Genomic DNA, 13,249 nt, shown 5'->3' on the forward strand with positions numbered 1-13,249 from the left:
ACATGAAATCTTTTATATATAAAACGTTATTATTTATTTTAGCATCCATTTTTATTGTTGCATTGATTTTTTTTTCTTCGCTAATAGTAATAAATAAAAAATCAAACTTCAAGTTAAAAGTACCTGTTAAAAATATTATAATTGGACATTCACATCCAACCTATGCTTTTAATGACTCTTTAATAAGTGATTTCAAAAACTTAGCACAATCACGTCAATCTTATTTTTATTCATTTATAAAAGTGCGAAATGTTTTATCACAAAACAACTCCATTGAAACTGTTTTTATTGAATTTACAAATAATCAAATTACAAAAGAAATGGATGATTGGATATGGGATGGAATGACTATTTCTAGCAGAATTCCTATTTATCTTCCATTTATAAAAAAAGATGAAGCCCAACTATTATACAAAAATAATAGTAAAGCTTTTGTTGCTGGAACCTCAAAATCTTTTAGAGAAAATCTTATTAATTTATTTTCTCTAAAATATGATTATACAAGCAAAATTGGTGGTTATAAATGGACAAAACGAAATGATATAGATTCTCTTTTAGCCATTGAAAATACTAAAAAACCAAATAAAATAGATATTACGGCTATTAATAACTTATCTTTAAAAAACTTAGAGTTTTTGGATAAAATAATTTCATTATGTAATGAAAAAAACATCAAAGTTTATTTGGTAAGGAGTCCTCAACATACAAAGTATAAAGGAAGACTAAATGAAGAGCTATTTCAGAAAATTAGAAGTAAAAGGTTTAAGACTATTGATTTTTTAGATTTTAATAATTTTCCTTTTAACAATAGTGACTTTGCTGACCTTGACCACTTAAATTATAAAGGTGCAGCGAAATTCTCAAAATGGTTTAATGAATTAAATCAAAATGGACTATTATCTAAAAATGACAAACAGGTATTTATTGATAGTGAAATTCAAAAAATACAGTTAAGCTTAAATTAAACTTATCAAAAATTAGATATACCAAATCATAAGTTATTAGTTTGCATACTTCTCTTAACATCGTAACTTACTTTATCTAAATTTATTTGGATTTCCATTTGCTTTTCATATATCCTTAATTATTACAATAAAAAAGCAATAACAACTTAAGTTGTTATTAAATCCTAAATTGGTTTCAAATAGTCTAGTGTATTCTTTTAACGATTAAACTCATATAAAATTTACCGCTTTGATTTTCATCGTGAAAAACATCAACTTAGTATAATAAACTTACGTGTTTGATTATTTTTTTACATATTTGCAACTGCTATTAACATCAAACCCAAATTGAATGCTACAAAATCTACAAAACAAAACTGTACTATTTACAGGGAGTCCTCTTATAATAAAAACTAGTCAAAAAAAAAACCTGCTTTCGGGAAATTTAAAAAATATTGTTTTAAATAGGATTTTAATTTTTAAGAGGCTAAACATAAAACATTTATCACTAAATAGTGCCTCTAGATTTTTTAAGGTAAACATAACCTTTTACACTCCTTAAAATTAATTTGTAATTAACTGATTTTTATACCGATAGAACTTAAAACTTCTTATTATTTTCAATTAACTTACTAATCATCATTTAAAGAATTATATTCTAAACTCAAATATGACTTTTTTAAAACTGCAAGATATCCCCAAAACTATTAAAAATAGTTTTCATAATCCGCTAATTAGGAATATAATGATTGTGGGTGCAGTAACTTTATTAATTAAAGTAATTGCTTTTTATAAGGAAATGATGATAGCTGGTAATTTTGGATTATCAGAACTATTAGACACCTTTTTTATAGCTCTTTTGGTGCCATCGTTTGTACAAAGTGTTTTTATAAGTTCGATTACAAGTATATTTATTCCTAATTACGTTATAGAAATGAAAGAAGGTGGAAATATATCTAGCTTACAATCAGTCATATTTTTAATTTCTATAGGCATTTCAACCTTTACAGTAATTTTAGCATATTTATCTACTGATTTTTTTCTAGACCTTATTTATCCTGGTCACACATCATCATACTATCAATTAATTAAAGATCAACTTTTTATTATTATGCCCTGTCTATTTTTTTGGGGAATAACTTCTGTTCTTGGTGGATTAATGGAAATCTCTAATAAGTTTTTTTTAAGGTCTATTTCAACATTTTTCCCAATAGCAACTATGATATTTTTCTTATTGTTTTTAAAAGAACAAATTGGGCCAATGGTTTTAGCTTATGGCACCCTTGTTGGTAATGCTATAGCTCTATTGTATTTTTTGTTTGTAACGATAAAATTTAAAATCCTATCAATTGGTCGTCCTATAATAAATTCAAACACAAAATTTATGCTGAGACAACTACCCCCCAAAATATTCTCGAGTTTTTTTTCGGCTATGAATAATTATGTTGATCAATTTTTTGCAGCAGCATTAATTATAGGTTCCATTTCTGCTTTAAACTATGGGATTAGACTCCCCTCTTTTGGAATTTCAATTGTTATAATGGCATTAGGAAGTGTCCTTCTTCCTCACTTCTCAAAACTAGTGAACGAAAACCTAGATGAAGCCTACAACCATTTGTTTAAAATATTAAAATGGGTTGTTGGTATTAGTACTATTATTGTAATAATCGGGATTTTTATGTCCGATTATATCATTGAATTAATATTTGAGAGAGGTGCATTTACACATGAAGACACCTTAAAAGTTTCATTAATACAAAAAATCACTTTAATTTATATCCCATTTTATCTTTCCACATTAATAATTGTAAAGTTTCTAACAAGTATTAATAAAAATAAATTTATGGCTTGGATATCATTTTTTAATCTTTTTATTAATCTTATTTTGAATTTTATATTAGTAAAATATTATGAGGTGTATGGTTTAGCATTAAGTACTACTTTGGTGTTAATTATAAGCAGTTGTTTCTATTTTGGTTACACCTATAAACAATACAAACTCCTCCCTAAATTCAATTAATTTTTAAACTTAACAAATGAAAATAGATTTTATAATATCGACATTAAGAGGCGGAGGTGCAGAAAGAGTTCTTTCATTATTAGTTAATGGTCTTGCTAAGAATAATAAATTCGAGATATCGGTTATAACTTTATTTGAGGGAGATGATAACTATATTCTTGATTCATCTGTAAAGCGTGTAGTTTTGAGTGGGAATAAAGCTTTACCAAGTCATTCCTTTAGAAGTATTGTTAATTTAAGTAAATATTATGTTAATAAAAAGAACAGGCCAGATCTGATAATATCTTTCATTACTTTAACTAATTTTATTTCTATTATAGTTGCCAAGATTTTTTCAATAAAAATAATAGCTCAAGAACACAATTCTCACTTGAGGTTTATGAAAAACAGAAAAACAATAACTCACATTACTCGTAAATATATTTATAAGAGAGCAGATTTAATCACGGTTCTAACATCATTCGATATTGAATATTATTCTAAATTTGGAGCTCATGTACGCGTCATGCCAAACCCATGTAGTTTTGTTCCGATTAAAAATAACAGCCATGAAAGAAAAAAAACAATATTAGCTGTTGGAAATTTAAATAGGTATCACCATAAAGGCCTAGATAATTTAATAGAACTTATAGCACCAATATTAAAACAAAACCCCGATTGGACACTTAAAATAGCTGGTGCTGGTGATGATGGGCTTAAACTATTATCAGGTTTGGCTAAAAAGTATAATGTGGTTAATCAAATAATTTTTACAGGCTTTATAACAACCATTTCTAAATTAATGCAAGAATCATCTATTTTCATTCTATCATCCAGATTTGAGGGTTTACCAATGGTTTTATTGGAAGCCATGTCACAAGGAATGACCTGCATTGCATATGATTGTAAAACAGGACCTTCGGATATTATTACAAACAACGTTAATGGATTATTAATTGAGGATCAAAATAAAAAAGTAATGGGAGACAAACTTTTAGAACTTATGAATAATAAAGCATTAAGACAATCCCTTGCTAATAATGGACTAAAATCTTTAGATAGATTTGATGTTGATACTATAGTAAATGATTATCAAGAAATTTTTAAAAGGATTTTAAATAAATAATGAAAAATTTAATTTACATATGTTTTTTGTTTCCTTTAATTTCTAATATTTTAAATTTTCAAGGTTTTACGTATCGTTTTATATCGGTTCCACTTGCACAAATGCTAGCATATTTCAACTTAATTTTAATCACTTTAGGTTCTATCTTAATTATAAATAGAATTGGTATTTTATCTAAAACCGCAAAAATATGGTTCGCCTTTTACATGTTTTATTTTAGCTTTGGGTTGTTGGCTATGGCATTATTTTCTAATTATACTCCTATAATACGCACCATCATTCCTTTAATATACTTTATTGGATTTTACCTGTTTTTAAGTGTTGAAAACCATAGAAAGATATTTTTAAAAACATCCGCAATTGCGTTTTTAGTTTCCTCGTTTCTTTTGATATTTTTTGTAATAATCAATTTTGATTTGGATTTTGGTGGTATTAGTTTATATAAAGTAGATAGACCAGGCGGGGTTTATGGCGATGCAAATAATGCGGCCTTAGCAAGTATAATTACTTATGTGCTATTTAATAAATTTTTTGTTACTAATACTTCAACAAAAAAACATATAAAAATAATAATATTACTAATAATTGCCTGCAGCATATTTCTTACGTTCTCAACAACAGGAATGTTTGCATTTCTTATTATTTTATTCATAAATAATCTTAGTTTTTTTAGTAAAGAGCGGATTATTTTACTATTCATTGCTGGAATTTTAGTAATAGGAACGGTCTTAAATTTAAAAAGTTTAACTGCTGGATTAGACTTAACACCTGGCCAAAGACTAAAAATTGATACTTTAGTCAATGTTGTATCTTTAAATACAGAGAAAGTTGATAATTCCGGGAGAGGTGTATTACTCGAAACTTTATTTAAGTATATTTATGAAAACCCATTTATAGGCAATGGTATTGATTTTGCTGCCAACCTCCATGGTCATAACACTTATTTTGGAGTATGGGCAGATGCAGGGATTTTTACTTTCATTATATTTATAATCATTTTAATTACCTACTTTAAAAAATCAATTCAAGCTGATAAAAGCATTCGTTATTTTTGCCTATCAATACTAACAGCATTATGTATATTTATGATGAGTTTACAGACTATAATAAACCAACCATACCTTTTAGTACTATTCCCATACATTGGTTACTTATTAGATGAAAAAATAAATTCTAAACAATTACTAAATAATTAAATGATTTTATCAAAAAAAACATACATAGAATATTTAAAATCTGATGCTATTGCTCTTGGATTGGATATTAATAGTTATAAATTTAAATTAAAAAATACTTTCTTTCCTGATTTTATCTGGTCATTTCAAAAAACATTAAGGCAACTAGAATATTATAACAATTGTAAAAACAATGGTATAAATAAATTATATTTTTATTATTTAAAGTACAAGTTTAGAAAAATATCTATCAAATTGGGTTTTTCAATTCCAATTAACGTTTTTGGCCCCGGATTATCTATTGTCCATTATGGTACTATAGTTATCAATAGTGCTACAAAAGTTGGCAAAAATTGTAGAATTCATGCTTGTGTAAATATTGGTGCCTCTGGTGGAGAAAAAGAAGCGCCACAATTAGGCGACAATATATACATTGGTCCTGGTGCAAAAATATATGGCAATATTAAAATAGCAAATAATACAGCAATTGGTGCTAATGCAGTTGTTAATAAATCTTTTCAAGAAGAAAATACTGCTATTGCTGGTGTTCCGGCAAAGGTTATTGGGAAAATCGATATAAAAAAAATAATAAAACATATTTAATACTTATTAATAATACTTTTAAAATGATAAAAAAAATTGATATAGTATTTGTATTACCGTCCTTAGTTGCTGGAGGTGCCGAAAGAATAACTTCATTTATCTCTGAAAATTTAGATCATAACAAATTTAATTCGAAGTTATTAATTGCTGGTTTTGAGCATGAAACTGCTTATGATATAAAAAATATAGAAGTAGTTTATTTAAATAAAAAGCGTGTGTTATTTGCAGCACCTTCGTTCATTCTTTTTTTTCTAAAAAACAAACCGAAAATTGTCTTTAGCTCTATGGGACATGTAAATCTTGTCATGGGTTTAATATCTTTCATTTTTTTTAAGACTAAATTTATAGGAAGAGAAGCAACAGTTTTGAGTCAAGATGCTAAAATTAGAAAAAAGAAAAAAAGTGCATTTTCATTATTTTATAAAAAAATTTATAACAAACTGGATATTATAGTTTGCCAGTCAAATGATATGGCAAAAGATATGACAACCAATTATGGTATATCAAAATCAAAAGTAAAAATAATTAACAACCCTATTTCAAATATTCAACCTCTTAAAATAGAACCTAAACAAAATAATTTAATTCGATTTGTGACTGTAGGAAGACTTTCAAAAGAGAAAGGTCACATAAGAATTATCAAAATATTATCAGAATTAAAATTTGATTTTATTTATACACTTGTAGGCGATGGAGATGAAAAAGAAGATGTATTCAATGAGGCAAAAAAACTTGGTATAATGGATAAAATAGTTCATATACCTTTTACAAAAAAAGTTAACGAAATTTTATCAAAAAATGATATGTTCCTTCAGGGTTCATATGTAGAAGGATTTCCTAATGCTTTATTAGAGAGCTGTGTAGCAGGAATTCCAGTAATTGCGTTTAATGTTCCAGGAGGAACAAAAGAAATTGTTGAACATGGAGTAAATGGTTTTCTTGTAAAAAACGAAGAGGAATATATAAACTATCTAAATAAAAAACATGAGTGGAATCCTGAATTAATTAGAAAATCAGTTTATAAAAAATTTAACAAAGAAAAAATACTTCAAGAATACGAAAACTTGTTCTTACAAATTCTTAATTAGAAAAATTTTAAATATATGTGTGGTATATACGGAACAACAATACATTATAAGGATTATCAAATAAAGACTAAACTGGAAAGAACACAGTTTAGAGGTCCTGACGAAATGGGCTATAAATCATACAAATTCAATGGTAATCATGTGACATTTGGACATAATAGATTATCTATTATAGATTTGGACCCAAGATCAAATCAGCCTTTTAATTATCTAGATAAAGTACATATTGCTTTTAATGGAGAAATATATAATTTTCAAGAATTAAGAAAAAAATTATCTCTAAAAGGATATGTTTTTAATACTACAAGCGATACTGAAGTAATATGTGCTGCATATTTAGAATATGGAAAAAAATGTTTAGACCACCTAAACGGCATGTTTGCATTTGTAATTTATGATATTAATGAACAACAGTTTTTTGGAGCAAGAGATCGATTAGGACAAAAACCTTTTTACTATTATTTAAATGGTAAAGAATTTGAATTTTCTAGTCAAATTTCTTCAATTCAGCTCTTTAATGAAAAAAGGTTGACTATTTCAACGAATGCAATACATGATTATTTATCTTGGGGAGCAGTACCTGATCCAAATTCTATATTTAACGAGGTAAAAAAACTTCGAGCAGGTCATTATTTTACGTATAATTTAGAAACTGGCAAATTCATAGAGGAAGAATATTGGGATATTGATTATAAAGATAAAAATAAATTTACAGGAACTTATTCTGAAGCTCAATCAGAACTAGAAGACCTTTTAAAAGATGCTGTAAAGATGAGACTATTTGCTGACGTACCTGTGGGTGTTTTTCTTTCTGGAGGGGTTGATTCGTCATTAATAGCAGCTTTAGCAACAAAAAGTACAAATGAAAAAATAAAAACTTTTTCAGTAAAATTTAATGAAAAAGGATTTGATGAAAGTATCTATGCAAAGAAAGTTGCTGATCATTTAAACACTAATCATCATATTATTGAATGTAATTATAAAGAAGGTATGGATCTTATAGATAATTTTCATCATTACTATGATGAGCCTTTTAATGATTCTTCCGCAATTCCTTCTATGTTGTTGGCAAAACACACAAAAAAACACGTAACTGTTGCGCTCTCTGGAGATGCAGGAGATGAGAGTTTTATAGGATATCACAGATATAACTGGGTAAGATACATGAACAGTATTTATAAAATGCCAAAACCACTTAGACTTTTAGCTTCTAAAACTTTAAATATCATGCCTCATTACAAACTTAAAGTAATAGGGTCTGTCATAAAAAATAAAAGTGTAAATGACGCTTATTTAGGTACTCTATATCACCCAGAATCTAACTGGTTTGAATTTCAACAAACAAATAATTCAGATTTTGAAGAACTTAAATATTTATATCACGATAATAAAAATGTATTTGAAAGGGTTTCAGATTTTGACCTTAAGACTTATTTAAATTGGGATATTAACACTAAAGTTGATAGAGCAACTATGGCTTATTCACTTGAAGCAAGGGCCCCTTTTCTTGATTATAGGATTGTTGAATTTGGAAGGTCGTTACCAACTCATTTTAAATTTCAAAATAAGAATCAAAAAAGAATTCTTAAAGATGTATTGTATAAACATGTTCCTAAAGAAATATTTGACAGACCAAAAGCTGGTTTCACAATGCCTTTTAAAGAATGGTTTAAAAAAGATTTAAAGGATTATGTTTTAACTGAATTAAGCTTTGATAACTTAAGTGATATTCCGGGTATAAAACCAAAAGAGGTCCAGAAAATGATTAACCAACATATGGATGGAAGTTGGAATCGTACTGGACTTATATGGTCTTTAATAATATTAAGGCAATGGTTAAAAAATAATGGAGAAGGTTTTTCTATAAAATAATATAATTAAATCTATGCCCTCAAAAAAAAACATAAGTATACTTAACACAAGCCTTACTAGTGGTGGTGCAGAAAAAGTAATAAGCCTTTTACTTAAAGAATTGGTGAAAGATTTTAACGTGACTTTAATTCTATTTTACAACGACATACATTTCCCTATACCAGAAGAAATTGATATTGAAATTTTAAGTGAAAAAAGTCATGATATCCCCTTTTATGAAAAAGCTATAAATGTTTTTAGATTTACCAGTAGATATAACAATATTATTAAAAGGAAAAAAATAGATTATGCGGTTTCCTTCTTAGCTTACCCTAATTTATTAACTGGTATTGTATCAACATTTAATAAAAAGCCAAAAACGTTTATTAGTGAAAGAGGTTTTCCTTCTGACAATACTTCAAGTAAAATATCACATTATATTTCTAAAATATTTTACCCATTATTATACAATAGGTGCGATAAATTATTCTCTAATTCCATTCATATTAATAATGATTTAAAAGCAAATTTCGGTGTTAAAATACCAATGGACATTATATACAATCCTATAGAAAAACCAAAAAAAGTAATTACACCAAATTCTTTAAACAATAATGATTCTCTAAATATTATTACTGCTGGAACCTTAAATAAAAGAAAGAATCAAATAATGATTATTAGGGCTGTAGAGAATTTAAAATATGATTTTAAAGTATCAATTTTAGGAGGAGGAGAATTAAAAGACTATTTAACTAAAGAAATTTATTCTAGAAATTTAAACGCTAAAGTGTCTTTAAAAGGAAAAGTAAAGAATGTAAACGATTATTTAGTGGAAAGTAATTGCTTCGTTTTATCTTCGTTTACTGAAGGATTTCCAAATGCATTATTAGAAGCTATGGCCATTGGTTTACCATCTATATCTACTAATTGCTTGTCTGGACCTTTAGAATTATTAAATAATAACAAACCAGTAAATATAAATAATGGTGAATTTTATAAAGCACAATATGGTATTTTAATAAATAATGATGACCATATTGCTTTAGAAAAGGCCTTAACATATTTTGAGCAAAACCCTGATGAACGTGAACGATATAGTAAGTTAAGCTTAGAACGATCAAATGACTATTTGCTTAATACAATATATTCACAGTTTAAAAATTTTATATTAAACTAAAATGCCAAGTCACTATGTGTGGAATTAACGGAATAATAAAAAAAACAAGTTGTAGTGAACAAGATATAACTACAGCATTAACTCAAATGAATAATTTAATTATTCATAGAGGTCCAGATGAAGATGGTTTTACAGTTAATTGTGAACAAGATTTTGGAGTTGGAATGGCCATGAGACGGCTATCAATTATAGATTTATCTTCTGGTAAGCAACCTATATATTCAGATGATAAAAAAATTGTTATTGTTTTTAATGGTGAAATTTATAATTACAGAACTTTAAAAGCTGATTTAGAGGCTTCTGGTGTGCAATTTAAAACAACAAGTGATACCGAAGTAATATTAAAACTTTACGAAAAACATGGTGTAGAATCTTTTAAGTGGCTTGACGGTATGTTTGGGTTTAGTATCTTCGACAAAAACATTAATAAGCTTTTTATAGCACGTGATTTTTTTGGAGAAAAACCACTTTACTATACCCATTCTGATAACCAATTTTTATGGGCATCGGAGTTAAAATCCATTATTGATGTTTTACCCATTAAACCACAAATTTCTAAAAAAGGACTTAATTTATTTCTAAGATTAACTTATATACCTGCGCCCTACTCCATTTATGATAATATTTTAAAACTTGAAGCCAATCATTATATTGAATATAATTTTGAAAATCATAATACGAGCATAAAAGAAATAAATCAGGAAATAAAACCTAAAGAGCAATCAATTTCTTTTGATGATGCTAAGAAAAAAGTAAAAGACTTAGTTTATGAAAGTGTAGATAGTCGATCTATTGCTGATGTACCTTTAGGCACCTTTTTATCTGGAGGTGTAGATTCTTCAATAGTATCATTATGTTTATCACAAGGAGCAGATAAGAAAATTGAAACTTTCTCTATTGGTTTTAAAGAGGCCAAGATGGATGAAACAGATAAATCGCAGTTAGTTGCTAAAATGATTGGTAGTAACCACCATGAATTTAAAATTGGTGAAGATGATTTAAAAGATAATATTCATGAAATATTATTAAATTTTGATGAACCATTTTCAGATACCGCAGCTTTACCTACATATTTTGTTTCTAAAAAAACTAGAGATTATGTAAAAGTAGCTTTAACAGGTGATGGTGGAGACGAAGTTTTTGGCGGCTACAATAAATATTATGTTGGTAAAATGAATACTAAATACACCAATATAGTTCCTAAGCCTATTCATAATATACTTTTAAATACATCCAAACATCTCTTATCAACTAAGAATGATAATAGAGGAAAACGTTTTAAGATTAAAAAAATGCTTAAAGCTGTAAACTATGATGGAAATCAATATTGGGATATAATTTCATTAGCAAATACAGAGTTAGAATTAGCTGAGATTTTAGCACCATCACATTATATAAATGACTTATTTGAAGACTACAGAGATAAACTTTATAATGATAAAGTTGAATCGCTTACAGATTTTAGACATGTTGATAAAATACTTAGTTTAGAAGGTGGTATGCTTGCTAAAGTAGATAGAACTAGTATGCAAAATTCACTAGAGTGTAGAGCACCATTTTTAAATAAAAAAATATGGGATTACACCAATACACTTCCAGAAAAATTCTTAATGAATGGGTGGAATAAAAAACACATTCTTAAAGAAGCATTTAAAGATCAATTTCCGGAAGAATTTTTAGAAAAAAGCAAACGTGGTTTTGGATCGCCTGTTGGAAATTGGTTAAAATCAAGCTTAAGAAAAGAGTTAGAATCTTATATAGAACCTAAGTATTTATCTAAACAAGGTATTTTTAACTTAGACAAAATAATTCCATTAGTACAAAATCATTTAGACAGTAAGCGTGATAATACCTTTAGAGTTTGGGCATTCTATTGCTTCCAAAAATGGTACAGTAATGTATACATTAAACAATAAATAAAATATATAAATGAATAAGAAGAGAATATTAGTAGTATCATCGAATGCATTTTCACTTGTTAATTTTAGAGGTGATTTTATTAAACGTTTAATATTTGAAGGTTATGATGTATATACTGCTACAGATAGTTATACAGACGAAGTTATAAATACACTTAAAGCTTATGGAGTAAAAGCTACATTAGAATACCAATTACAAAGAACCGGGTTAAACCCTCTTAAGGATTTAAAAACTATTTCGAATTTAAAACTGTTAATAAAAGAAAATAATATCGATTTAGTTTTTCCTTATACCGTTAAACCTGTTGTATATAGCTCTATAGCTGCTAACAAATGTAAGGTACCAGTTATATCATTAATTACTGGATTAGGTTTTGCTTTTACAGGTTTAACACTTAAATCAAGAATATTACAACACGTAACTGAGTTTTTATATAAGCGTTCAATAAGAAAAAATAAAGTGGTTGTTTTTCAAAATAACGATGACCGCCAATTATTTTTTGATCGCGGTATTTTAACTAAAAAGAATCATACTGAAGTTGTAAGTGGGTCTGGTGTAAACTTAGATCAATATAAATTTAAAACTTACAAAAATGATGACACTATTATTCGATTTGTAATTGTTACCAGATTGATTAGAGAAAAAGGCGTGCATCTTTTTTTAGAGGCTGCTAAAACTTTAAAAGAAAAATACCCTAATACCGAATTTAATGTTATTGGTTCTGTACAAGATTCTCCATCTGCTATAAAAACAGAAGAATTACAAAGTTTGCATAAAAAAGGTATTGTTGTGTTTCATGGTACACAGTCTAATATTTTAGAACATTTAACAAACAATGACGTATTTGTTTTACCTTCATTTTATAGAGAAGGTGTGCCAAGATCTATTTTGGAAGCTTTATCGGTTGGACTTCCTATAATCACAACAGATACACCAGGGTGTAGAGAAACTGTTATTGAAGGTGAAAATGGTTTTTTAATTCCAACTCAAGAATTAGAACCTCTTATAAATGCTATGGAATTCTTTATAAAAAATCCAGAAAAATTGAAAGATATGGGATTAAAAAGTAGAGACTATGCTAAAAACAGGTTTGATGTAAATTTGATAAATGATGATTTATTAAAGGCAATTAATAGTGTTTTAGTAAAATAACTATGACTCCAATAATAATAATTAATTAAAACACATTAATGTGCCATATTAAATTTCTTTATAATATCAGTTAGTTTATTACAATTAATAAAGTTTTTTTAACTGACTATTAACCAAAATTTTACAACACAAAATGTTAATATAAGAAGGATGCATGTAAACTAGTAAAACAACGTTTTAACGAAATTTATATGCTGAATTAATATAAAGATTT

Annotated in this window: 10 protein-coding genes; all 10 read left to right on the forward strand. The window is 27.1% G+C overall.

Features of this window, described 5'->3' with window-relative positions; all coding sequences use genetic code 11:
- The first annotated feature begins 2 nt into the window (after positions 1 to 2).
- The 10 genes from Q0842_RS13895 (at position 3) to Q0842_RS13940 (ending at position 13,035) form a co-directional block, all read left to right on the forward strand.
- The gene (locus Q0842_RS13895) at positions 3 to 965 is read left to right on the forward strand and encodes a hypothetical protein (RefSeq protein ID WP_298499340.1); all 963 of its coding nucleotides are present in this window, start codon (positions 3 to 5) and stop codon (positions 963 to 965) included.
- A gap of 649 nt (positions 966 to 1,614) precedes the next feature.
- A complete protein-coding gene (locus tag Q0842_RS13900) occupies positions 1,615 to 2,964 on the forward strand; it encodes a lipid II flippase MurJ (protein WP_298499343.1) in 1,350 nt (449 codons plus the stop codon).
- A gap of 16 nt (positions 2,965 to 2,980) precedes the next feature.
- On the forward strand, positions 2,981 to 4,069 hold the full coding sequence (locus Q0842_RS13905) for a glycosyltransferase family 4 protein (protein ID WP_298499347.1): 1,089 nt from the start codon (positions 2,981 to 2,983) through the stop codon (positions 4,067 to 4,069).
- Positions 4,069 to 5,265, forward strand: a complete 1,197-nt coding sequence (locus tag Q0842_RS13910; protein WP_298499350.1) for an O-antigen ligase family protein — start codon at positions 4,069 to 4,071, stop codon at positions 5,263 to 5,265. Before Q0842_RS13905 ends, Q0842_RS13910 begins: the two co-directional genes overlap by 1 nt.
- Positions 5,266 to 5,847 carry a serine acetyltransferase gene (locus Q0842_RS13915; protein WP_298499354.1) on the forward strand — a complete coding sequence of 194 codons (582 nt, stop codon included), beginning with the start codon at positions 5,266 to 5,268 and terminating at the stop codon, positions 5,845 to 5,847.
- Positions 5,848 to 5,870: 23 nt separating this feature from the next.
- Positions 5,871 to 6,935, forward strand: coding sequence for a glycosyltransferase (locus Q0842_RS13920; protein WP_298499356.1), 1,065 nt, complete (start codon positions 5,871 to 5,873; stop codon positions 6,933 to 6,935).
- Positions 6,936 to 6,950: 15 nt separating this feature from the next.
- Positions 6,951 to 8,807 carry an asparagine synthase (glutamine-hydrolyzing) gene (gene asnB, locus Q0842_RS13925; RefSeq protein ID WP_298499359.1) on the forward strand — a complete coding sequence of 619 codons (1,857 nt, stop codon included), beginning with the start codon at positions 6,951 to 6,953 and terminating at the stop codon, positions 8,805 to 8,807.
- A gap of 13 nt (positions 8,808 to 8,820) precedes the next feature.
- A complete protein-coding gene (locus tag Q0842_RS13930; RefSeq protein WP_298499362.1) occupies positions 8,821 to 9,963 on the forward strand; it encodes a glycosyltransferase in 1,143 nt (380 codons plus the stop codon).
- 14 nt (positions 9,964 to 9,977) lie between these two features.
- Positions 9,978 to 11,879 (forward strand): asparagine synthase (glutamine-hydrolyzing), encoded by a 1,902-nt coding sequence (asnB, locus tag Q0842_RS13935; protein ID WP_298499365.1) that lies wholly within the window; start codon positions 9,978 to 9,980, stop codon positions 11,877 to 11,879.
- A 13-nt stretch (positions 11,880 to 11,892) separates the two neighbouring features.
- On the forward strand, positions 11,893 to 13,035 hold the full coding sequence (locus Q0842_RS13940; protein ID WP_298499368.1) for a glycosyltransferase family 4 protein: 1,143 nt from the start codon (positions 11,893 to 11,895) through the stop codon (positions 13,033 to 13,035).
- Positions 13,036 to 13,249: the final 214 nt, after the last annotated feature.

It is taken from the genome of uncultured Algibacter sp. (assembly GCF_947495675.1).
In the GTDB taxonomy this organism is placed as follows: domain Bacteria; phylum Bacteroidota; class Bacteroidia; order Flavobacteriales; family Flavobacteriaceae; genus Algibacter_B.